The organism is Pseudomonas sp. MT3, assembly GCF_054720805.1.
In genome coordinates this window covers 65522-89594 of record NZ_JBTVPY010000001.1, presented here as the reverse complement: position 1 = coordinate 89594, position 24073 = coordinate 65522, and the positions used below count along the sequence as shown (strand labels likewise).

Below are 24073 nucleotides of genomic sequence, written 5' to 3'. Positions count from 1 at the left end.
AGCGGGTGGTGACATCACTCATGGTGAGGTCCTCGGTTGTTGTAGTTGTGGTTTCAGTATAGGTGTGACCGCTTGGTTTTTTGCTCCAAATTGACTAGCTCCGAAGTTACGGATTAGTGTGTTTGAACTATAAAAACAACCGTCCGTAGTACGAGGAAAAATGGCTGACCTGGACCGCACCGACCTGAAAATCCTCCGCGCCCTGGCCGACGATGGCCGGCTCTCCTGGCGCGATCTCGCGCAGAACATCGGCCTGTCGCTGACCCCGACCTTGCGCCGGGTGCGCCGCCTGGAGGAAGAGCAGTACATCCAGGGTTACTTTGCGCGCCTCGACGAGGAGCGCCTGTCCGGCGGCATGAGCGTGTTCGTCTCGGTGTCCCTGGAAAAACAGACCGGCGACTACCTCGCGCGGTTCGAGGAACGCATCGTCCAGGCGCCGCAGGTGATGAGCTGCTTCCAGATGACCGGCGACGCCGACTACATGCTGCGGGTGGTGGTGAAGGACCTGTCGGCGTACCAGTTGTTCCTGACCAACACGCTGACGCAGATTCCCGGTGTGGCGGGGATCAAGTCGGCGTTCGCGTTGAAGTCGGTGATGCTGCGCTCGGCGCCACCGATCTAGCCGCAAGCTCTGGCGCGGGGGCGCAGATTTAGCGCACAAGGTCCGCTTGTACGGGAGCGCACCCGCATCTACCTGTGGGAGCGGACCTTGTCCGCGAATCCAACCGGGGCCCTCCGGCTGGATTGTAGGAGCGAGCTTGCTCGCGAACCGATCTGTCCGCAGTGGTTGGAAGTCATCGCGGACAGCGTCCGCTTGTACGCTTGCGCGAAATGGGTGCCGGTTCTTGCAGGAGCGGATTTATCCGCGATCGGGTGGATGCCACGCCCGGCGGCGGGTTCGCGAGCAAGCTCGCTCCTACGAAAAGCGCACCCGATCAGCCCTCGCGGCGAAACTGCTCGCGATACTGCGTCGGCGTCACGCCCAGTCGCTGCACGAACACCCGTCGCATCCGCGCCGCGCTGCCGAAGCCGCAGTGCCAGGCGATCACCTTCAATGCCAGGTCGCTACCCTCCAGCAAGCCGCGCGCGGCGTCGAGGCGGGCGCGCTGGACGAACTCGGCCGGTGTCACGCCGGCTTCGCGCACGAAGATACGGGCGAAGCTGCGTGGGCTCATGGCCACTTTGGCGGCCAATTGCGGCACGCCCAGTGGCTGGTCGAGATGTTCCTGCACATGGCGCTGGATGCGCGCCACCGGCGAGCGCTCGTCCACGGGAGCCCGGAGGAAAGGGCTGAACTGCGACTGCCCGCCTTGCCGCTGCGCCACCACCAGCAGGCGCTTGGCGACCGACAGCGCCACCGCCGCGCCGTGGTCTTCCGCCACCAGCGCCAGGGCCAGATCGATGCCGGCGGTGACGCCCGCCGAGGTCACCAGCGCGCCGTCGCGCACGTGGATGCGGTCCGGCTCCACCCGTGCTTGCGGGAACAGCTCCGCCAGCCGTTGCGTATCGTTCCAGTGGGTGGTCACGCGCTTGCCATCCAGCAGCCCCGCGTGGCCGAGGAGAAAGGCCCCGGTACAGATCGAACCGTAGCGCGGCACCTGGGCGCAGGCCGCGCGTAGCCAGTCGAGCAGTTCGGCGCCGGGCGTTTCGTCGGGCAGCGCCGGCCCGCCGGGCACCAGCAGGATGTCGGCGGCGGCCAGGCCCTGGGCGAGGCTGAGGTCGGCGCCCAGCAACTGGCCGTTGGAGGCACGCAAGGGCAGGGGCGGCGCGGCCAGGGTGATCACCTGGTAGCCCTGGCCAGGCGCGACGAAGGCGTTGGCCTCGGCGAACACGTCCAGCGGCCCGGAAACGTCCAGCGCCTGCACGCCGGGAAACAGCAGCATGGCCACGCGCTTCATGGTGCCTCCGATCCGATCGATGGCACTCATTCTTGCGGGGGATCGCCCTGGCTGCAAATTCAACGAGAGTGTGAATTCTGCCAATCAGCCGACAACGAACGTCACAGTCGTGCCGCGCCACGCTATCGCAAGGCGCCATTATTGCGCGGTCTGAATAAATTCATTGCCGAAGTCGCTCTGTGTCCTTGGCGGCGGCTGGTCTAGATTCAATGGCTGTGGGCCACGATCAACGCGACCCGTGTGATCCCCGAGGTTCCTGCCATGAAATCCACGCTTGCTCTTCTGTTCGCTGTTCCCGCCGCACTGCTTTCGCTCACCGCTTTCGCCGAAGAGGCGCCGGTCTATCGGTACGGCATGCCGCTGGACGTGGCCAAGGTACTGCGCATCGAGCAGCCCAACGAGCGCTGCGAAGTCAGCCTGGCGACCATGACCTACCTGGACTCCCACGGGCAGGTTCGTGCCGTACGCTATTTGCGCCAGACCACGCGCTGCAGCGACGTCTGAGCCTGCTCCAGACGTTCGGCAGAGGGTGCAACGGTCCGGCGATTCCCGCTGAGCGGTAGGAACTCAAGTCAGGGTTTCGTCAGGTTTTGGTGCGAAAAAGCTGCATCGTGCCCCGAAAATCCGCACAATGCACATTTGAGCTATCTTGAAACGCCGTTACACCCACCGGAAGTGTGCATTGTGAACAGTTCACAATGTTCGACATGCTCAAAATTTCCGCGTCGTTCCTGATTGGCTTTTCCGGCCCGCTATTTGCGTTGTGCCGGGAGTCCTCAACCAATCCTCGCGGAATGCTCCGATGAAAAAAGCCGAGATGAGTTCCCCCAGTGAATTCCCCCTGAGCGCGACGCCCAGGGAAGGGCGCAAAGGCCTGCTGCCCATCGCCATGGTCCTGTTCAGCTTCACCTTCTTCACCGGCACCATGTTCGCCGGCGGCAAGATCGGCATGGCCTTCGATTTCGTCGACATGCTCTGGGTCGCCTTCATCGGCAACGTGCTGCTCGCCATCTACGCCGCCGCCCTGGGCCTGATCGCCTCGCGCAGCGGCCTGAACACCGTGCTGATGGGCCGGTTCTGCTTCGGCGAGCGCGGCAGCAAGCTGTCCGACTTCCTGCTCGGCTTCGCCGAACTGGGCTGGTACGCCTGGGGCACTGCCACCGTGGCCATCGTGCTGGTGAAGATGCTGTCGCTGCCGGCGTGGCTGAACATCCCGCTGATGGTGGTGTTCGGCCTGCTCTTCTCGATCACCGCGATCATCGGCTTCAAGGGCCTGGACATCATGTCCCGCGTGTCCGTGCCGCTGATGTTCATCCTGCTGGTGGCATCGATGGTCATCGCCACCAACCACGCCGGCGGCTGGAGCGGCCTGCTGGCGAAGGAGCCGAGCCAGACGTTGACCTTCTCCGCCGCCGTGACCATGGTCTTCGGCACCTTCGCCAGCGGCGCGACCCAGGCCACCAACTGGACGCGCATGGCCCGCAGCGGGCGCATCGCGGTGATCGCCAGCGTGGTCGCCTTCCTCATCGGCAACGGCCTGATGATCGTCGCCGGCGCCTGGTGCGCCATCGTCTACCAGAACGCCGACATCGTCGAAGTGATGGTGCTGCAGGGCCTGTCCTTCGCCGCGGTGATCATGCTCTGCCTGAACCTGTGGACCATCCAGGGCCCGACCATCTACAACGTCTCCGCCGCCGCCTGCCACCTGGTGCGCAGCGAGCGTCGCCGCAGCATGACCCTGCTGGCCGCCGGCATCGGCATCGTCCTCGCCATCGGCGGCATGTACGAATGGCTGATCCCGTTCCTGGTGCTGCTGGGCTCGATCATCCCGCCGCTGGGTGGCGTGATCATGGCCGACTACTGGTACCGCAACCGCGGTGAATACCCGGCGCTGGTGGGCACGCATATCCCTGCGTTCAACGTCATGGGCCTTGCGTCCTACGCGGTCGGCGCGGGTCTCGCCTACGCCTCGCCGTGGATCGCGCCGCTGGTGGGCATCGCCGCCTCGGCCTTCTGCTACGTCGTGCTCACCGAAGTCACCCGCGCCCGCGCGCCGGTGGCCGAGCCGCGCGCTTGAGCCTGAGCGTCGAGGAAATCCTCCGCCTGCCGGGGCTGGAAAGCCTCGCGCTGCGGGCCGGCGCGCGCAATCTGCATCGCAGCGTACGCTGGTCCTACGTGGCGGAGAACGTCGGCATCGCCGAGTGGGTGATGGGCGGCGAGCTGGTGTTCGTCACCGGCATCAACCACAGCCGTGACGAAGCCAACCTGCTGCAGCTGGTGCGCGAAGGCGTCGCCAGCGGCATCGCCGGCATCGTCATCCTCACCGGTGACGAGTTCATCCAGCGCATCCCGCCGTGCGTGGTTCATCTGGCCGAAGTGGAAGGCCTGCCGCTGATCGAGCAGCCCTATGCGCTGAAGATGGTCATCGTCACCCACCTGATCGGCACGGCGCTGGTGCAGATGACCCAGGTGAAGACCTCGCGCCGGGACATCCTCGGCCAGTTGCTCAGCGGAGATTTCCCGAGCCTGGAGATCGTCCGCCGCCGCGCCCGGCACCTGGAGTTGCCGCTGGAGACGCCGCGCCGCCTGGTGGCGCTGCGGCTGTCCGGTGTCGATACGCTGTTCCAGCGGCACGAGCCCGAAGAGGCCGAGCGCGCCTTGCAGCAGACCCGCCAGCGTCTGCTCGACCACCTGGAGAACTGGCAGCAGGAGCGCCCCGAGCGCCTGCCGGTGGTGATCCAGGGTGACCTGTTCGTCCTCCTGCTGACGGAGGTCGAGCGTGCCGAACTGCACGCCCTGGCCGCCGCGCTGCAACAGGAACTGGCGCCGCTACGTGCCTACCTCGGACTTTCCGCCCGCGCCGAATCCTGCGCCGAGTTTCCCCGCGCGCTGCTCGAGGCACGCCAGGCGCTGGATGTCGCCGAAGGCATGCAGGCGCCCGGCGGCTTCTGCGACTACCGTGAGCTGGGTGTGCTGCGCCTGCTGCGGGCGATTCCCGATCGCGCGGTGGTCGAGCAGTTCATGAAGGACACCCTCGGCCCGCTGATTGAAGCGGGCCGCAAGCAGCCGCACCTGCTGATCGAGACGCTCGACGCGCTCGTCCAGGAAGGCGGCAACGCGCTCAGGGCGGCACAGCGCCTGGGCATCCACCGCAACACCCTGAACCAGCGGATCGCGCGGATCGAGGCCCTGAGCGGCCAGTCCCTGGACGACGCGCAGTTCCGCCTGAATACCTCCGTGGCGCTGCTCATCTGGCGCATGTCCGCTGCGCCGCGCCACGAATAGCCTGAAGAGGACCTCCGAGCCCATGAAAATCATCAACGCCTCGCTGCGCAAGCAGACCGGCCTGTTCACCATCCGCTGCGAAGGCGATGTCATCGCCGAAGTCGTCCAGCAAGCCGGCAGCGTAGCCGCCAGCGGCGACGACATCGATGCCCGCGGCAACCTGGCCATCGCTCCACTGGTGGAACCGCACATCCACCTCGACGCCACCCTGACCGCTGGCGAGCCGGAATGGAACATGAGCGGCACGCTGTTCGAGGGCATCGAGCGCTGGGCCCAGCGCAAGGAAACCATCACGCACGCGGACACCAAGTCCCGCGCCCACGCCACCATCCGCATGCTGGCCGCCCACGGCATCCAGCACGTGCGCACCCACGTCGACGTGACCGATCCGACCCTGGCCGCGCTCAAGGCCATGGTGGAGGTTCGTGAAGAAGCGCGGCACCTGGTCGACCTGCAGATCGTCGCCTTCCCGCAGGAGGGCATCGAGTCCTACGAGGGCGGCCGCGAGCTGATGGAAGAGGCGATCCGCCTGGGCGCGGACGTGGTCGGCGGCATTCCGCACTTCGAGAACACCCGCGAGCAGGGCGTCAGCTCGATCAAGTTCCTGATGGACCTGGCCGAGCGCACCGGCTGCCTGGTGGACGTGCACTGCGACGAGACCGACGACCCGAACTCGCGCTTCCTCGAAGTGCTCGCCGAAGAAGCCCGCGTGCGCGGCATGGGTGGTCGCGTCACCGCCAGCCACACCACCGCGATGGGCTCCTACGACAACGCCTACTGCTCCAAGCTGTTCCGCCTGCTCAAGCGTTCGGGCATCAACTTCGTCTCCTGTCCGACCGAGAGCATCCACCTGCAGGGCCGCTTCGACACCTTCCCGAAACGCCGTGGCGTGACCCGCGTGGCCGAGATCGACCGCGCCGGCATGAACGTCTGCTTCGGCCAGGATTCGATCAAGGACCCGTGGTACCCGCTGGGCAACGGCAACATCCTGCGCGTGCTGGATGCCGGCCTGCACATCTGCCACATGATGGGCTTCGACGACCTGCAACGCGCACTGGACCTGGTCACCGACAACAGCGCCCGCGCGCTGAACCTGGGCGCGCGCTACGGCATCGCCGCCGGCCGCCCGGCCAACCTGCTGGTGCTGGGGGTGGAGAGCGACTATGAGGCAGTGCGCCAGCAGACCAAGGCGCTGTACTCGATCCGCAATGGCCGCGTGCTGATGAAACGCGAGCCGGAGAAGGTGGAGCTGGTCGAGGGCTGATCGACCACCCGGGTTTCTTGCGGAAGCGGCGAATGGCCGAAAAGTCTTGGTAAAGACCTTCGGCCTTCGGCTCACGGCGCGGCGGATCGCGCGGCGCCTGATTGCGTACGAAGAACAGGGCATCGCGGGCGAAGTCCGCTCCTACGAAAGCGCCCGAAGCCGCCCCGCCCTTGTAGGAGCGAGCTTGCTCGCGAACGGATTCACCAGCAGTCCCGAAGCTGAGCGCTTTGCTCCCGTAGGAGCGGGCATGTGCCTCGTCACCCGGAGGGGGCCGCGCCGCTAGAATCCGCTCTCCCGCAACGCCACCGCCAGCAACCGGGTCAAGCCTTCCCCCAGCCAGCTGCGCCGGGCGCCATCGATCTGCAGGTGCCCACGCGTTTCATGCAGGTTCGGCGGCGCTTCCTCCAGTTTCACCAGCACGTGGAACAGCGCCGGATTGGGTACCAGCGCGTCGCCCTGGGCGTTGACGTTCAGCGGGCCGCCGTAGCGCGAGGCGAGCATCGGCTGCTCCAACTGGCTGACGCGGGTGGTGCCGATCAGCACCACCTGGCCGTCGATGGGGCTGGGCACGCCCTCGGGGTAGAAGCGCACGCGGCCGCCGTCGGTGAGGCGCTGCACCTCGTCCTGCTTGACGTAGGCGTCCACCAGCCAGGAACCCGGATCGACCAGCACGCCGATCGGCTCGCGGGTATTGATCCACTGGCCGGCTTTCCACTCCGGGTTCACATCCATCCAGCGGCCGGCGAAGGGCGCTTGCAGCGTCAGGCGGGCCATCTCGTTGCGGGCGGCGCGGGCCTGCTGGTATTCCACGCCCAGGCGCTGGCGGGTGACGGCTTCCTCGGCGAGCCCCTGCGGGTCGGCGAGCATGCCGGCCAGGCGGCCTTCGTAGCCGCGGATGCTGGCTTCGCTGCCGCGTACCCTGGCGGCGATGTCCGGTTCTTCCATTACCGCCAGGGTTTCGCCCTTGGCGACTTCACCGCCGGAGCGCACATCGCGCAGCAGCGCAGGGAACGGCGCATAGACGTGCAACTGCTGCGCCGCGCGGGCCACGCCCATCGCGTGGACCTGGGTGCGCCAGGGCACCGCCAGCAGGAGCAGTACGGCGCCAAGCAGTGCCAGGAAAACCAGTTTGCGCCGCGGCTTCACTTCCCCACGGCGCTGCCACCAGACCTTGAGTTCACGCCACACGGGCTGAACGATGAACCAGCTGATTTCCACGGCGAACAGGAAGATCCCCAGCAGTTTGAAGAAGAAGTAATAGACCGCCACGGCGATGCCGAGGAACAGCAGCAGGCGGTAGACCCAGGTGCCGAAGGCGAACGCCACCAGCAGGCGGCGCTTGCCGGTGGGGAAGTGTTCCGCCCACGGCTCGTCCAGACCGAGCAGGTTGCGGCGCAGGGTGGTGCGGGCCAGGGCGCTTGCGCGTTCGTGCAGGTTGGGGAAGTCCAGCAGGTCGGAGAGGATGAAGTAGCCGTCGAAACGCATGAAGGGGCTGGCGTTCAGCGCCAGCGACAGCGCCCAACTGGTGGTGGCCAGGTACAGCAAGGCGTTGCGCAAGGGGCCGGGATCGGCCAGCGCCCAGCCCAGCGTCGAGAGCCCGGCCAGGCCCAGTTCGGTGACGATGCCGGCGCTGGCGATGGCCAGACGCTGGCGGTTGCTGCGCAGTTTCCAGCTTTCCCCGGTGTCGGTGTAGAGCATCGGCCACATCACCACGAAGGCGATGCCCATGTGCGCGACCTTGAGCCCCAGCCGGGTCGCCACCAGCGCGTGGCCCATCTCGTGCAACGTCTTGGCCACCACCAGCGCGGCGGCGAAGCTGAGCAGGCCCTCGAAGGAGAAGGATTCCACCACATCGTGGGTGAAGGTGTCCCACTGGTGCGTGACCAGCACGATGCCGGCGAGGCTGAGCAGCAGCACCAGCGCCGCCGTGAAGCGGTTGAACAGCCAGGCGAGGCTGCCGGCGATGGCGCGCAGGAAGCGCTGCGGGCGGATCAGCGGGATGCGGAAGAACAGGTAGTGGTGCAGCCACCATTTCCAGGTGGTCCACTGGCTGCCTTCGCTGCGTGCCTGCAGGCGCGCCAGGGCTTCGGGGCCGGAGCGCAGCAACTGGTGGTATTCGAGGAACTGGCGGAAGCCCAGCACCTGCTCGGTGTCGGGCTTGAGCGCGGTCTGCTCGGCGATCTGTTCGCTGATCTGCCGGGGTGTCTGTTCCCAGCGCAGCAGGCATTCGAACTCCAGCCAGCCGATGCGGTAGAACCGGTTGAGCACGCAGTCCTGGATCACCCACACCGGTTCGCCGTTGGGGCCGGGCGCGGCTTCGCTCAGGCGCAGGTCGTCGCGCAGGGGCGGGGTGGGCAGGTCTTCGACGGCAGTGTCCATCACCAGACTCTCTCCATCACCAGCCGGTCCAGGCGCGCAGCGAGGCCAGCGGCCGGCGCAGCAGGTAATAGCCGAGCACCACGCGTTCGCCGTAGAGCTTGGCGGTGCCGTGCAGGCCGAGGCGGGCGTGCGGCGGGGCGTTTTCCACGCTGGCCAGCAGGCGGTAGGAGGCCACGCCTTCGTCGCTGGGCTTGGCCTGGTAGCTGGTTTCGAGGATTTCCCCGTGCAGCGGGTCGAGCGGATAGGCGGTGAGGAACAGCGCGACCTTCGCCCCCGGCTCCAGGGCGATGGCGTCGGCCACCGGCAGCTGGATGCGCATGCCCGGTTTGCTCGGGTCGGCCACCTGGAGGATGCGTTCGCCGGTGACCACCGGCTTGCCCAGCCAGTCGTTGGGGTCGCTGTACACCGCGACGCCGGCGCGCGGCGAGAGCACGCGGGTGCGCGCCAACTGCGCCTGCACGGCGGCCAGTTCGGCGCGGCGCTGGCGGGCGCGGCCGTCGAGCACCGTCAGTTCGCTCTTGCTCTGCGGGTTGTCGAAGGCGCGCTGGCTCGCCGCCATCAGCTCGGCGTCGGCTACCGCGACTTCCTTGGCCAGCACTTCGGCGCGGCTGCGCAGGGTGGTTTCATCCAGTACGAACAGCGGCGTGCCGACTTCCACGCTCTGGTTGGGTCGCACCAGCATCTGCGCGATCACGCCGTCGATGGGCGAGCTGATCATCTGGGCGTTGCGCGACACGACTTCCGCCGGCGCCAGGGCCGTCTGCCGTACCGGGATCAGCAGCAGCGCGGCCAGGGCGACCGCGCCGATCAGCAGTTGACGCTTGCTCGGCCGCCAGAAGCGCAGGCGCGGACGTGGCCCGAAGGCGGCCCAGGCGTGCGCCCAGGTCTGCCAGACGCCTTGCAGCAGCGGTTGCAGGTTACGCGCCGGTGCCTCGTCGAGGAGGAACAGCACCAGCCCCTGGCGCTGGCCGGCGCGGTCGTGCAACGGTACGCACCAGAGTCCGGCGGGCCACCATTCGGCCCAGCCTTCGGCGATGTCCGGCGGCGGATCGAGGGCTTCGCGGGCGAGCCAGGCCGGCGCGGTGTCGGGCAGTTGCGCGGCGATCCAGCGGCTGGCGCGTTCGAGCCAGACCAGGTAGGGCGAGTCTTCCGTGGGCTTGGCCAGGCCGGAGACGGCCAGCAGTTCGTTGCGCGTGTCGTGGCAGGCGAACACCAGCGCCTGGTGGAAGCGCAGCAGCGGGAACAGGTCGTTGGCGATGCTGAAGGCCAGGCCGTTGTACGAATCGGCCGCCAGCGCCTTGTCCCGCACATTGGCCAGGCTCAGCAGCAGCTGGGGTGGCGGCAGCAGCTCACTCATGGCTTTCGGGGAAGCGGGCGACCCCGCTCATGCCGGCGATCAGTTCGGGGTAGCTGGTGTCCAGCTTCGCCTCCAGCTCCACGGTCTGCGCCACGGCGTCGACCCGCGCGTTGATCGCGCTGACCTTGGCCGGGTAGTGCTTGCCGGTTTCGTGGATGTCCACTTGCAGCGGCATGCCCGGCTGCAGGCGTGGCAGCAGCGAGGAGGGCACGTTGAGGCGGACTTTCAGGGCGCCGTCGCTGACCAGGTCGAACAGCGGCGTGCCGGCGGAGACGGTCTGGTACGGCTTGACGTAGACCTTGGCGATGCGCCCGGAGAAGGGCGCGTCGATCAGGCAGTAGCTGGCCTGGGCGCGGGCCAGGGTGAGAGCGCCGTCGGCCTTTTCCACTTCGGTGCTGGCCATCGCCACTTCCAGGTCGCCCACCGCATCGAGCTTGCGCAGGTTGCGCTTGGCCGCAAGGTTGGCGCGGGCCATGTTCAGCTCGGCGGCGGCGACCTTGGCGCGGGCGTTGACTTCCACGCAGTTGAGTTGGGCCAGTTGCGCGTCCTTGGCGACTTTTTCGCCGAGACTGGTCTTGAGCGCGCCGAGGGTGCCGTTCATCTGGGCGGAGAGGGTGGTTTCCAGGTCGGCCACCAGCAGCACGCGAATCGCCCCCGGATCGTTGCCCGGGAGCGGCGGCAGGGGCGCGCCGGCGTCAGCGGCCAGCGCCGGTTGCAGCAGCATCAGGCAGAGCGGGAGGAACAGGTACGACGATTTACTGCGCGACATTGGCACTTCCTTCACTGCTGGAGAGGCTGCTGGCGAGCAGGTTGCTGCTGGACTGCTCATCGAGCGTGCGTTGGATTTCCCGCGCAAGCGTCTTGATGTCGTGGTTCTCGATTTCCTTGGGCATCACCTCGAAGCCCACCGAGTTGTACAGCCGGCCCCAGGCGGCCTGGGCGTCGGAGTAGGCGGCTTCGCGCTGGTAGCGCGAGAGCAGGTAGCGGCCTTCGGCGCGGATCAGCTCCAGCTCGCTGCCCAGGGCGGCGCCACGGGCGGACTGGGCGTAGTCGAGCAGGCTCTTGTCGACCCGCAGGCTTTCGTTGGCGAACTCCACTTCCTGGCGCGCCAGCTGGTAGCGCAGCAGGCCGACGCGAACCTGGGTGAGGATGGCCATCGACAGTGCGGTGCGGCGCATATCGTCGGTCTTCTCCTGGCTCTCTTCGGCGGCCTTGATGTCCGGGTACTGCAAGAGGCGCAGGAGGTTCATCGAGACCTGGACGCCGGTCTGGTTCCAGTCGTTGTTGTACAGGTACTTGTTGGAGTCGTACTCGTAGCCGTAGTTGAAGCTCAGGTTGGGCCACAGCTGCGCCTTGGCGATCTTCAGGTCGTTCATGTCGACGCGCTTTCTGTACCACTCTTCCATGATTTCCGGACGGTGCTCCAGGGACAGGCGCTCCAGTTGCTCGGTGTTGCTGGTGACCAGCGGCAGCGGCTGTTCGCTGACGTCGGCCAGCACCATCCTGGTGTTGGGCGGCAGCGACATCAGCGCGGCCAGTTCGGCGCGGGCGAACTCCAGGTCCTGGCGGCGCACGGTGAGCATGTATACCGAGTCGAGCAGGGCGCGCTGGTAGGCGAGGATGTCCTGGCGCGGCAGCAGGCCCTGGTTTTCCGCCTCGCGGGCGGCGGTCAGGGCGCGGTGGGTGCGCATCAGCAGGCCGTCCACTTCCGGCAGCAGGCGCTGGGCGCCCAGGGCGCGCCAGTAGGCGTTGCGCACGTCCTGCAGGACGTTCTGCGCGACCTTCTCGCGGCGTTCCTCGGCCATCAGCATCTGGTCGTTCTTCTGCTGGGTGCGGTAGTAGGCGACGCCGAAGTCCAGCAGGCTCCAGGACAGTCCCAGGCTGTACAGCGTGCGGTAGCGCTCCTCGGAGGTGGATGGGCGCAAGCTGACCTGACGGTCCTCGATGCCGATGGAGGTGCCGCCCGAATCGTTGTTGCGCCCGGCGTAGCCGGCCGAGGCCACCAGGCGCGGCAGCATCTCGTGGCTGGTGACGTCGCGCAGGTCTGATGCCAGCGCGCTTTCCAGCAGCTTGAGGCGGTAGTCGAGGTTGTATTTCAACGCTCGGGCGGAGGCTTCGTAGAAGGTGATCGGACCGTTCACCGGCTCCTGTTCCTTGTACATCCGCGCCTGGTCTTCGATGACCCGCTGTCGCATTTCATCCTGGGTGTAGGGCTTGGGCTGGAATGACGAACAGGCCGTCAGAACGACAGTGGCGGCGATCGAGGCACTCAGGCATTTCAGGGCGTATGCGGGCATGTGCAGTCCTTGGTCCATCCGTGATTGTTGCGTACGCATCATGGGTTGCCGCTCCGGCGTTGGGCGGCGTCGCGCAGTTGGGCACGGAAGCCCGGTGCGGTCTGCGCGTGTTCAGCGTTCTTCGCCAGCATGTCGCCGGGCAGCGGCGCCCACAGCGACGGATCGGGGAGCAGGCCGTCGGCGCTCAGGCTGGTGACGCCGTGGCGGCCTTCCACCCAGCGCTTGTCCAGGTCGCTGGCGCGCCGGCTTTCGCCCACGGCGCGGGCGACGAACTGGCCCTTCACCTGGCCGAGCTGGTCGCCGAGCGACTGGCTCTCGATCTCCGGGGTGGCGAAGAGATCGATGTTGCTGCCGTCCGCGCTCCAGGCGGACAGCGAGAGGTTGTTGTCGATGCGCTCCACCACCGGCTGTATGAAGATCGCCGGGTCGTATCCCAGCGGCGGGTCGTGCGGGCGGCCGTCTTCGGCGAAGAGGCCGGCGTAGGGCCCTGGCGGGATGTAGGGTGTCGAGATGTCCAGGGTGATGGTCAGCAGCGCCTGGTCGGTGGCGCCGGCGAGGTCGCTGATGGTGTAGGTGAAGTAGTCCTTGAGGATCTGCCCGAGGCCGGCGGCCGCCAGCACTTCCTTGTTGCTCAGGTCGATGGTGTAGGTGTAGCTGCCGTCGGCGTTGAGCACCAGGGTGCCGTAGCGCCCGGCGATGGGCTGGCCGACGCTACCCGAGGTGCCGTTTTCGTTCTCCTGGCCGGTGCGAATGCCGGTGACGCTGAGCTGGTCGCCGCCGTCGATGTCGCTGTCGTTGGGCAGGACGTTGCCGCTGGTGTGCGGCGCCGGCACCTGGTCGCTGGCGAAGTTGCTGTCGTCGCGCGCCACCGGGTTGTCGTTGGCGCCCTGGATGGTCAGGGTCAGGCGCGCGTCGGAGGTGGCGCCGGCGGTGTCGCGCATGCGGTAGGTGAAGACCTCGCTGAGGGTTTCGCCGGCGCTGCGCATGGCTTGCACGGTGGGGTTGTTGTTGTCCACCACATAGCGGTAGCTGCCGTCGGCGTTGATCACCAGGGTACCGTAGAGCCCCTGCAGGCTTTGACCGGCGCTGGCATTGCGGCCGTTCTCGGCGCTGAAGCCCACCACCTGGCGGGTTTCGCCGTTGGCCACGCTGTCGACGTCGCTGTCGTTGTCCAGCACGTTGCCGCCGGGGTTGAGCCCCGGCGTGGCGTTGTTCACGCCGCCGGCTTCCACGGCGGTGGCGGTATCGTCGCTGGCGATGGGCGTGTCGTTGGCGCCGCGGATGACGATGGTCAGGCGCGAGTGGCTTTGCGCGTTGAACTTGTCGTGGATGCCGTAGGTGAAGACTTCGCTCAGCGTCTGGCCGGGGAGGCGCAGGGCCTGCACGGCGTCGAGGCTGTTGTCGACTTCGTAGGACCAACTGCCGTCGGCGTTGATCAGCAGGGTGCCGTACAGGCCGCGCAGCGGGGTGCCGACCACGCCGTTGGCCGGCCCGGACGCATCGCCCCCGGTGCGGATATCGAACACGGTGAGGGTGTCGCCCTCCAGGTCGGTGTCGTTGTCCACCACGTTGCCGCTGGGGTTGAGCCCCGGCGTGGCGTTGTGCAGGCCGCCGGCTTCCAGGGCGTCGGCCGAGTCGGGGTTGGCGTGGGGCGCGTCGTTGCGGCCGAAGACGATGATGCTCAGCTGCGCCAGATCGACCAGGCCGCCGTTGTCGCGCACTTCATAGGTGAAGTGTTCGACCAGTGTCTGCAGCAGGGAGAGCGCCTGCACCGCCGGATTGTTCGAATCGACGTTGTAGGTGTAGCTGCCGTCGGAGCCGATGATCAGTTGCCCGTAGAGCCCCTGGATGAGGGTGCCGTCGACGTTGCTGGTTCCCGCACCGACAGCCGCCAGGGTGCCGCCGACGGTCTCGGGACCGACACGGATGCCGCTGACGACCTTGCCGTCGCCGGCGTCCACGTCGGTGTCGTTGTTCAGCACGTTGCCACTGGGGTTGTAGCCGGTGCCGCCGTCCTCGGTCTGCGCCAGGGCGAGGGAGAGGTCGTCGTGGGCCACGGGGGCGTCCCAGGCGCCGAGAATGGCGACGCGCAGTAAACCGATGTCGCTCGCGCCGTCGGCATCGACGACCTGGTAGGTGAAGAACTCCACCAGGCTTTCGCCCGGCTTGAGGGCTTCCACCTCCGGCAGGCGGTTGTTGATGACGTACTGGAACTGACCGTCCGCCTGGATGTGCAGCACGCCGTAGCGGCCGAGCAGGGTGGTATCGGCATCGCCGACGGCATTGAAGGTGGCGTTGGAGGAGCGGTCGCCGTTGCGTACGCCATTCACCAGCCGGGTCTCGCCGTAGGCATCCACGTCGCGGACATCGTTGAGCGAGTTGCCGGAGGGCGACACACCCGGGGTGCCATTGAAGGTGCCCCCTGCCTCGATGGCGATGACCGCGAGGGACGGGGCATGGGGCGCGTCGTTGCGACCGTGGATGGTGATGGTCAATTGCGCCGTGGAGGTGGCGCCGGCGAGATCGCGGATGGTGTAGGTGAAGGTGTCTTCCAGGCGATCGGAGTCATGGCGCAGCGCTTCGACCAGTGGGTTGTCGTTGTCCAGGACGTAGCTGAAGGTGCCGTCGGCGTTGAGGACGAGGGTGCCGAAGGCACCGCTGAACGCGCTGCCCAGGGTGCCGTTGCGCAGGCCCTGGCGCACGCCGGTCAGCACCAGCGCGTCGCTGCCGTCCACGTCGCTATCGTTGGCCAGCACGTTGCCGCTGGGGTTGAGGCCGGGAATGTCGTTGTCGCGGCCGCCTTGCTCGATGGCGGCGACGTTGTCGTTCTGCGCCACGGGCGTGTCGTTGGCGCCGTGGATGGTGATGCGCAGGGTGGCCAGGTCCTGGGCGCCGTCGGTGTCGACCACCGCGTAGGTGAAATCGTCCGTCAGCTGGTCGGCGGCGCTGCGCAGCGCCTGTACGCGCGGGTCGTTGTTGTCCAGCCGGTAGTGGTAGCTGCCATCGGCGTTGAGGGTCAGCCAGCCGTAGGTGCCGCGCAGCTCCACGCCCAGGCTGCCGGCGGTGCCGGTGGCAAATTCGCCGCCGGTGCGTACCCTGTCGACGGCCTTGGTTTCGCCAAGGTCGACCGAGTCCACGTCGCTGTCGTTGTCCAGCACATTGCCGCTGGGATCGCTGCCGGGATGGTTGTTGTTGACGCCGCCGGCTTCGATGGCCAGCGCGCCATCGTCGGTGGCCACCGGGTTGTCGTTGGCGCCGTGGATGACGATGAGGATGAAGGCGGGGTCGGACAGACCCGTGGTCCCCGTGGGATCGGTGTTGTCGGTGAGGACGTAGGTGAAGCCTTCGAACAGGTGGTCGGTGTTCAGGCGCAGGCCTTCGACGGTCGGGTCGCCGTTGTTCAGCGCATAGCTGTAGGTGCCGTCGCGGTAGATGGTCAGGGTGCCGTATTCGCCGTCGACGACCAGGGGCAGGGCCGGGTCGGCCGGGAAGGTCTGGCCGTTGACCGAGTACACGCTGATGGGATCGCCATCCGGGTCGAAGGCCAGGGTAGTGACGTCGCCGCTCGGGTCGCTGCCGCCGGTGCCGTTTCCGACGCCGCCTTTCTCGACGGCGGTGGCTACGACGATCTGTGCCACGGGCGGGTCGTTGACGCCACGGATGGTGATGACCAGTTGCGCGCGGTCCTTCAGGCCTTCCTGGTCGACGATCTCGTAGGTGTAGTAGACCACCACGGCCTGGCCTGCCTGCAGGCCCCGGATGATGGTGTTGTCGCTCTTGACGTCGAACTGGAAGGAGCCGTCGGAGTTGATGGTCAGGGTGCCGAAGGGGTCGGGGTCGGTGACGACGACATTGTTGATCTCGGCGTAGGTGGCCGCGATGCGGGTGCCGGTTCCGACGGTGTCGAGCAGCGCGTTCGGGTCCTCGCGCATCGAGCCGATGCCAATCACCGTCAGCCTGGAGCTGGGCCGGTCGATGCGGTCGACGTCGGTGTCCACGCCGTTGCCACCGGGCTGGGTGACTGGGCCGGGGCGGCTGGGGAAGAGGATGACGTTGCCGCTGGGGTTGCTCTCCAGCGCCGGGTCGTCGGTGGCTCCGGCCTGGGCCACGGCGCGGTCGTCGCTGGCCACCGGGTTGTCGTAGCTGCCGCTGATGGTGATGCGCAGCTCGGCCAGGTCGCTCAGGCCGCCGGCATCGGTGACCCGGTAGGTGAAGTATTCGATCAGCGTGTCGCCGGGCACCAGGCGCTCCACGGCGGTCTTGGTGTTGTCGACCACATAGCGGTAGGAACCGTCGGAGTTGATGGTCAGGGTGCCGTAGGTGCCGTCGATGATCTGCGGCACGCCGCTGACCATGTCGGTGATGGGGCCGGGGACGGCCTCGCGGAGGTTGCGGATGCCGGTGACCTCCTTGGTTTCACCGTACAGGTCGACGTCGGTGTCGTTGCCCAGCACGTTGCCGACGGCGTCCTGGCCGACGGTGGTGTTGTTCTGCCCGCCGGCCTCGATGGCGCTGCCCGGGTCGTCGACGGCCACCGGGGCGTCGTTGGCGCCGTGGATGGTGATGGTGATAGTGGCGCTGGAGCTCGCCCCGGCCAGGTCGGTGATGGTATAGGTGAAGGTGTCGCTCAGGGTGTCGGTGGAGCTCCGCAGCGCCTGGACGTCGGGGTTGGTGTTGTCGACGAGGTAGACCGCCGCGCCGCTGCTGTAGATCATCAGGGCCCCAAAGTCGCCGGTGACGATCCGGAAGGAATTGTTCGGCACGCCGAGCTCGGGGCTGCCCGGCACGCCGGCGCTGGCGACCTTGATCACGTCGTTGTTGGTGGCGATGTCGACGTCGCGGTCGTTGCTCAGCACGTTGAATGACGGATTGGTACCCGGCGTCTGGTTGTTGGTGCCGCCGGCCTCCACCGCGTCAGCGACGTCGTTGGCGGCGATGGGCGGATCATTGACCGGTGTGACGATGATCTGCACCTGGTCGACGTCGGTCAGGGCATCGGCGCTCTGGCCGGGGATGCCGTCGTGGTTGGTGTCGCCGAAATTGCCCTGGTCATTGGTGGTCATGGTCAGGGTTTCGGCATTGCGGAAGGTGTTGAAGTCCTGGTCGCCCTTGTAATAGACCTGCGACAGCAGCACGTTCAACTGCGCCAGGCTGCCGCTCAGCGTCAGGCTGCGCCCGGCGCCGCCCGGCGGGGTGGCGTTGGAGCCGGGCGGCGTGGCGGTCTGCCAGAGCACGCCGTGCTGGACGGTCAGAGTGATGCTGAGGATGCCGCTGCCGGCATCGGAGTCGGCGACGGCCAGCCCGAGCAGGTGCAGCACGGTGTCTTCCCGGCCCTGCTGGCCGGCGAGGGTATTGACCGGTGCTTCGTTGAGGTGCACGTAGCCGGCATTGGCATTGCTCACGGCGCCTTCGCCCAGGGCCAGTGCGACACTGCCCAGGCCGTTGGCGCTGGTGCCGGTATCGGTGTCGATGCGCACGTTGAAGCGGTTGTCGGCGGCGAGCTGGAAGGACTGCGGCATGACCACCAGGTAGTTGCCGGTCGGCAGCACGGAGAACTTGTACTGGCCGTTGGCGTCGGTGGTGGTGGTGAACACGCGGTCGTCGGCGGTGCCGAAGCTGTCGTCGGCGCCGGCCCAGGTCAGCTGCACGGTGCGCCCGGCGAAGCCGGGGCCGTCGGGGGTGAGGCTGCCGGTGGCCGAGTTGGTGTCGTTCCACAGGGTGCCCTGGACAACGCCCAGGCCCACGCCGTCGCTGAGTACATAGTTGTTCAGCCCGGCCGTGCCGTCCTGGCCGGTGCGTTCGCCGCTGGCGGTGCCGGCGGCGCCGGGGACCGAGCCAGCCCAGCCGCTGGTCTCGAAGCTGGTCGGCAGACTGGTCCAGGTCAGCACCGCCGAACTTGCGGCATTGTCGACCACCACCGTGCTGGGCACGGTGACGCGGTAGATGACTTGCACCTTGTCGCCCACCGCCAGGCGGTCGAAGTCCACCGAGAGGGCGCCGCTGGTGCTGACGCGGACGCCCGCCGGCAGGTTGTTCAGGTCCAGCGCGGTGCCGTTGAGCAGGATGCCCTGTACCTGGTAGTTGCTGCCGCTGGGGAACTGGTCCTGCAGGTGCACGTTATAGGCGGGGACGCCGCCGTTCTGGGTGAAGTCCACCGACACGGTGGCCGTGGTGGTGCTGGGCCCCGGCTGGATGTCGATGACCTCTTTGTGGACGCGGTCGAAGTTGGGCTCGACCACGTGTTCGAGCAGGGTGTCGCTCATGCCGCGGTCGACGTCCTGGCCGGGCAGGCCGACGTGCTCGATGGCCTTCACGCCCAGGGTCGAGCCCGCCTGGTTGCTGGCGACGTTGGTGACCCGCACGTTGAAGTCGAGGACGATGCCCTCGACGTTGCCGTCGACGGTTTCGCGGTTGACCACGTTGCCCAGGTTGAAGGTGACGGTCTGGCTGCCATTGGCGTTGGTGACGATGCTCAGGTTGGTGGCGTTGCCGTCGAAGATGCCGGTGGGGTTCACGCCGCTGAGGTCGGGCATCAGGTACCCGGCCACCGGGCTGGTTTCGTTGCCGGCCATCCACAGGGTGCCGCCCTTGATCAGGCTGGCGTCGGTGCTCAGGCCGTTGAGGTTGTCCGAGACCAGTGCAATGAGGATGTTGTTCAGGTCGGCCGGGAGGAACTGCAGCCCGGCGCCCAGCTCGAGGCGTACCTGGTAATTGGGGTTGTCGCCGGCCGGCACCAGGACCACCACGCGGTAGCGGATCACCTCGCCGATGGCCACGCTCTCGTTGATCGCGGAGGTGGTGACGCCGGCGCCGTCGCTGGGCGGCGGGGTATCCGGCAGGCCGCCGACGCGGGAAATCAGGATGCCGTTGGAGACCGGGAAGAGCAGGGCGGAAATCTGCCGGTAGTCGTTGAGGTCGCCGCCATTGAGCACTCCGTCGGCGCCGGTACGTTCGCCGGCGTTGGCGCCATCCAGGCTGGTCCATTGCACCCGCGCATTGTTGGCGAAGTCCGCCTGGCCGGCGGCCGTGGCGTTGACCACGCCGGTGAGGCGCAGGGTGATGCTGCCGCCCTTGGCGATGTCGATGTTGGCGCCGTTGGCGGTGATCAACTGGCCGTTCTGGATGATGAAGTCCACACCGCCGTTGTTGGTGGCGCCACCCTGGTAGAGCACGCCGGTGAGGGTGATGTTGTCCAGCTCGGTGGGCAGGATGTCCAGCAGGTTGATGTCGAACGCGGCGTAGTCGTTGGCGCCGTTGCCATTGCTGATGGTGATGGTGAAGTCCACCCGGTCGCCCTGGTCGTAGCCGCCGATGCCGGGGGTGGAGGTGATGGCCTGGGTGATCTGCAAGGTCGGCTCGCGCACGATGACGGTCGGCGCGCCGTCGCTGCGGTTGACGGTGCGGTTCAGCGGGGTGGTGCCGTTGGGGGTGTCGCCGTCCGGGTCCTGGTAGGCCAGCCGGGCGTCGTTCTGCAGCGAGCGAGTGGCCTGGTTGCCCATGACGTTGCTGGCGACCAGCTGCACGCGGATGACGAAGCTGCTGTTGCCGGTCTCGTTGTCGACGCCGGCCGTGGAGGCGCTGAAGACGAAGCGCGCGTCGACGCCGTCGGCGCCCAGGGTGCCGCCAACGCCACTCATGCCGCTGATGACGATGTTGCCGAGGAAGTCGCGGCTGAGCGAGCCGCCGCTGCCGGAGGCGGTGATGATCAGCTGATAGCCCAGGCCGCCGTTGAAACTGGTGTCCAGGCGCAGCCCGGCGGGGATGAGATCGTCGATGCTGAGATTGCGCGTGGTGCCTTCGGGCAGGGTGACGACGATGTCGTAGAGCATGCTTTCGCCCACCACCAGGTTGTTGCCGGTGGTGTGACTGGCGCTGGAGTCACCCTCGCTCAGGCTGCCGCCGGCGAACACCTTGCGGACCTCCGGGGCCGCCACCTGCTGGTTGGCGATGTCGCTGAGGTCGGTGGGGGTGAAGTCGGTGCCGTTGTCGATGCTGGCGTAGTTGCTCAGGATCGCCGTGCTCTGCAGCGTGCGGCCGGCGGCGATGGCGTTGTTGGCAACGACGTCGTAGGTGATCACCACGACGTTCTGCCCGCTGGTATCGGCGGTGGTTCCGGCGCGGCCGGGCAGCAGGCTGGCGACGAAGCCGGCATCGAGGAAGGTGATCCGGTTGCCGGAGACGCTGTAGTCCACGTTCGCGCGCAGCAGGGTGCCGTCGCCCCGGTAGATCTGCAGGTTGGCCGCCGCCAGGCTGCCGCCGACGAAGGTCAGGTCCGGGGGCAGGGTGATGCTGGTGACCACGTCGAAGGCGCCGCCGCCGCCGGTGTTCTCGATGGCCGTGGCCAGGCGCAGCATGTCGCCGCCGTCGATGCCGGTGATGTTGCCGTCGATGGCGGACAGGTCGGTGACGCGGCCGCCGAAGGGGACGCCGGAGGTGCCCGGCTTGTTCCAGGTGCCGGTAGTCCCGGTGACCGTGCCGTTGTAGCTGGAAACCACGCCGTGCTTGATGTTGAGCACGGGTTCGGCGATCGACTGGACCACCGCGATGTCGGACGACACCAGCACGGTCTTGTTGATCGTGGTGGTCTGGCTGGATTGCGCCAGTACGTCCAGCGAGCGCTGGTCGGCGAAGGGCTGGTCACCCACGCGCAGGGTGAAGGTCAGCTCGATGCGCCCGCCAGTGGCCTGGGTGACGCTGTAGTTGCCGAAGTTGAACACCACCGAGTTGCCGGGGCCGCTGCTGACGCTGATCGCCCGCGCCGGATCGCTGTTGCCGGGGCCGATGCTCCATTGGCCGACGCCGCTGCCCACGGTCCAGCCGATGCCGCTGACGTTCAGCAGGGGCAGGGGCAGGTAGGCGGTGAGGCTGAAGTTCTCGTAGTCGCCGGTGACCAGGTCGTAGGACAGCTGGAAGGTCACCACGTCGCCGGGGCGCAGTTCACCGTCGGCGGGCGGATTGCCGCCGTTGACCTGCAGCAGGTTGATGTCGACCTGGCTGGTGGGAATGGTGCTCAAGGTGCTGGAACCGTCGCTCTGCAGATCGCCGATGTTGATGGCGTCCTCGAGCACGGTGGCGCTCACTGTCGCGTTGTTGCCCAGGCTGTCGCCTTCGTTGATCTCGGTGTGCGGCGGGTGGCTGGTGGTGTAGGCCTGGTTGATGATCGCGTTGTAGCTGATGACCGCGGTGGTGGCGGTGCTCTGCACGTCATCGAAGGCCAGGTCGCCGAACAGCGCGCCAAACCCCAGGCCGTCCACGGCGTTGAGCAGCGAGGTGCCGATGTCGACGGTGAGGGTGGTGGTGCCGTCGGCATTGGCGGTGGCGGTGTAGACCAGGGCGATGGTGCGGGTGACGCCGTTCTGGCTGATCGTCATGGTCGGCGCGCCGACGATGCTCTGGCCGTCGGCGAGGGTGTCGGTAACGGTGAACTGGCCCTCGCGGAGGATGTTCTCGCCGAAGGCGAAGTAGTCCGACAGCGCCACGTTGAGCACATAGCGCAGCGTGTCGCCGGGACTCAGGCCGGTGCTGCCGGTATCGTTCTGCAGCAGTGCCTGCTTCTGCAGGGTGATGCTCTTGGCGACAAACTGCGCGCCGGTGCCGTCGCCGGTGGCGCTGAAGTCGACATCGGTGGCGGGGGGCGTCAGGTCGCGCGGGTCCAGCGGCGTCCATTGCCCGGTGGCGCTGGGCGGGCCGAAGCTGATGGTGACCGGATCGCCGGTGTCGGGGTCGATCACCGGGGCGCCGTCGGCGCCGACTTCGGGCACGTAGAAGTCCACGGTGGAGCTGGTCGGCCCGCTCAGGGTCGCGTAGTCGATGGTGTAGGCGACGACGAAGACATTCGGGTCGGCGATGGCCGCGGCGATCAGCGCAGGGTTGGTCAGCACGGTGCCGTTGCGCAAGGTCACCGAGGTCAGGGTGCCGCCGGCGCCGGGGGTGATGGCGGTGACCCGCACGTCCTCCGGCACGCTCTGGGTGATCACCACGTTATGCAGCGTCTGGCCGTCGGCGGGGGTGACGGTGACGGTTTGCGTATGCACGAAGTTGGGACCGGTGGCGGTCTCGCCTTCGGTCATGTTGAGGCTCTGGGTGATGTCGAGCAGGGTCGGGTGGATCGCCAGGGCGTGGAGGGTGGCTTCCACCAGGCTGGGGTCGATCGTGGGGTTGTTCAGCGAGTCGTTGCCGTACTCGAAGCCGCCGCGCGCCTGGATGGTCAGGTCCGGGCTGCCGGTGGTGAGGCTGGTGTCGGCCAGGTTGCTGAGAGTCGCGGTGACCTGCAGGGAGATGGTCGGCTGGTCCTGCGAGACGCTGGCGTAGGGCACCTGCAGCACCACGAACTGGTCGCCCGGTTTCATGCCGACGCTGGCGGCGCTGATCACCAGCGCCTTGCCACTGGCGTCCTTGGCCAGCGGATGGGTGGCGTTGCCGCTGGCGTCGAAGGTGACCACATAGGACTTGACCGCCTGCCCCAGGTAGCTGGCGCTGACGAAGCGAATGCCGTCGTCGCCGTCCTTGCCGGTGGCCGGCAGGAACAGGTCGATATAGGGCGCGAAGCCGACCTGGCTGGAGCTGTTGCGCAGGTCGATGTTGAAATTGAACGAATCGCCCAGCAGCACGTCGGGGCTCGGCATGCTGATGCTCACCGTCGGGCTGGCATCGGGTAGCAGGCCCTGGAAGCTGCTCAGGGTGTCGGCGCTCAGGGCGATGGCCTTGTCCAGGTCGCCGTTGCGCACCTCCAGGTTCCAGTCGCCCCCGGCGCTGCCGGCACCGGTGGCATTATTGGAGGCACCGACGTCGGCCCCGGTCCAGCGCGCGATTTCGTTGACCAGCGCCTGGCCGGCGCTGCCGGCGCCCACGTCGCAGCCGTAGAGCTGGATGTCCGCGCCGGGGCTGAGTTCGCCGCGCCAGGCGCTCAGGCGTTCGCCGAGCTGGTCGACGGTCTGGGCGGTGAAGGTCTGGTTACCCAGGGTGAACTGGCCGGTGGCGCCGTGGGAGAACACCTGGATGGAGTCCACCTGGCCCAGTTGCGCCAGGGCGTTGCTGATGGCGGCGATGGCATCCTGGCCGGCGTCGACCACCAGCGCGGTGCTGCCTGCCGGCAGGCTGGCGGCCAGTTGCTCACGGTTCTCCAGGCGAGCGTCGATCACTACCAGGTTGCGCGGGGCGCTGGGCGCGGGGGCCGCCGTCTGGGCGCGGGCTTCCACCGCGGTGGCGGGTGGCGTGCTGTCCTTGGCGTCAGCGGCCTGGGCGTCGTGGTGTTGCTGGTCGACCGCCGCGGCGGCGGCGCCGTCGAAGAGAATGCGCTGCTCCAGAGCGAGAGCGAGGCTGCTGGGGCGGAGAAGGAATGCGGCGCGCGCCTTGCCCTGATTATCCATTTCAGTACCCGTCGGATCGGTCAATGATCACGGCTTGGAACACAAACTCAAGCACATACGAGTGGCAAGCTTAGACATTGATTCGCGATAGCGAATAGGAATGTCCGTGTGCATTTCGCGACATCTCATACAGCTGCTTTCTGATCGTTCCGACAGGAACCCAATGCGCCGCGTTATCCCGGCTTGCCGCTTTCCAGCCCATTTCCGAATGGCTACGCTTGGGC

The 24073-nt window shown here is 67.4% G+C and carries 11 protein-coding genes; 5 read left to right on the top strand and 6 right to left on the bottom strand.

Annotation, left to right across the window (positions count from 1 at the left end; genetic code table 11):
- Positions 1-160: 160 nt before the first annotated feature.
- Positions 161-622, top strand: coding sequence for an Lrp/AsnC family transcriptional regulator (locus tag ACYCAX_RS00270; protein WP_015477328.1), 462 nt, complete (start codon positions 161-163; stop codon positions 620-622).
- A 313-nt stretch (positions 623-935) separates the two neighbouring features.
- Here the strand turns inward: ACYCAX_RS00270 and ACYCAX_RS00265 are convergent, their stop codons facing one another.
- Entirely contained in the window at positions 936-1898 is a 963-nt protein-coding gene (locus tag ACYCAX_RS00265) for a GlxA family transcriptional regulator (protein WP_294975742.1), read from the bottom strand.
- A 261-nt stretch (positions 1899-2159) separates the two neighbouring features.
- Between ACYCAX_RS00265 and ACYCAX_RS00260 the strand changes: the two genes are divergently transcribed.
- From ACYCAX_RS00260 to codA, 4 genes are all read left to right on the top strand, one after another.
- On the top strand, positions 2160-2402 hold the full coding sequence (locus ACYCAX_RS00260; RefSeq protein ID WP_015477326.1) for a DUF2790 domain-containing protein: 243 nt from the start codon (positions 2160-2162) through the stop codon (positions 2400-2402).
- A gap of 313 nt (positions 2403-2715) precedes the next feature.
- Positions 2716-3975, top strand: coding sequence for a cytosine permease (gene codB / locus ACYCAX_RS00255; protein WP_294975747.1), 1260 nt, complete (start codon positions 2716-2718; stop codon positions 3973-3975).
- Positions 3972-5183 carry a PucR family transcriptional regulator gene (locus tag ACYCAX_RS00250; RefSeq protein WP_294975749.1) on the top strand — a complete coding sequence of 404 codons (1212 nt, stop codon included), beginning with the start codon at positions 3972-3974 and terminating at the stop codon, positions 5181-5183. The genes codB and ACYCAX_RS00250 overlap by 4 nt, the downstream gene beginning before the upstream one ends.
- Positions 5184-5205: 22 nt before the next feature.
- On the top strand, positions 5206-6447 hold the full coding sequence (codA, locus tag ACYCAX_RS00245) for a cytosine deaminase (protein WP_294975751.1): 1242 nt from the start codon (positions 5206-5208) through the stop codon (positions 6445-6447).
- A 279-nt stretch (positions 6448-6726) separates the two neighbouring features.
- Here the strand turns inward: codA and ACYCAX_RS00240 are convergent, their stop codons facing one another.
- From ACYCAX_RS00240 to ACYCAX_RS00220, 5 genes are read right to left on the bottom strand one after another with little or no spacing between them, the layout of a single operon-like run.
- On the bottom strand, positions 6727-8826 hold the full coding sequence (locus ACYCAX_RS00240) for an HlyD family efflux transporter periplasmic adaptor subunit (protein ID WP_460247212.1): 2100 nt from the start codon (positions 8824-8826) through the stop codon (positions 6727-6729).
- Positions 8827-8842: 16 nt separating this feature from the next.
- Entirely contained in the window at positions 8843-10183 is a 1341-nt protein-coding gene (locus ACYCAX_RS00235) for an efflux RND transporter periplasmic adaptor subunit (protein WP_460247211.1), read from the bottom strand.
- Positions 10176-10952, bottom strand: a complete 777-nt coding sequence (locus ACYCAX_RS00230) for an efflux RND transporter periplasmic adaptor subunit (RefSeq protein ID WP_460247210.1) — start codon at positions 10950-10952, stop codon at positions 10176-10178. The genes ACYCAX_RS00235 and ACYCAX_RS00230 overlap by 8 nt, the downstream gene beginning before the upstream one ends.
- Complete coding sequence (locus ACYCAX_RS00225; RefSeq protein ID WP_460247209.1) at positions 10939-12480, bottom strand: TolC family protein; 1542 nt, start codon at positions 12478-12480, stop codon at positions 10939-10941. The genes ACYCAX_RS00230 and ACYCAX_RS00225 overlap by 14 nt, the downstream gene beginning before the upstream one ends.
- A gap of 38 nt (positions 12481-12518) precedes the next feature.
- Entirely contained in the window at positions 12519-23849 is an 11331-nt protein-coding gene (locus tag ACYCAX_RS00220; protein WP_460247208.1) for a VCBS domain-containing protein, read from the bottom strand.
- Positions 23850-24073 lie beyond the last annotated feature (224 nt).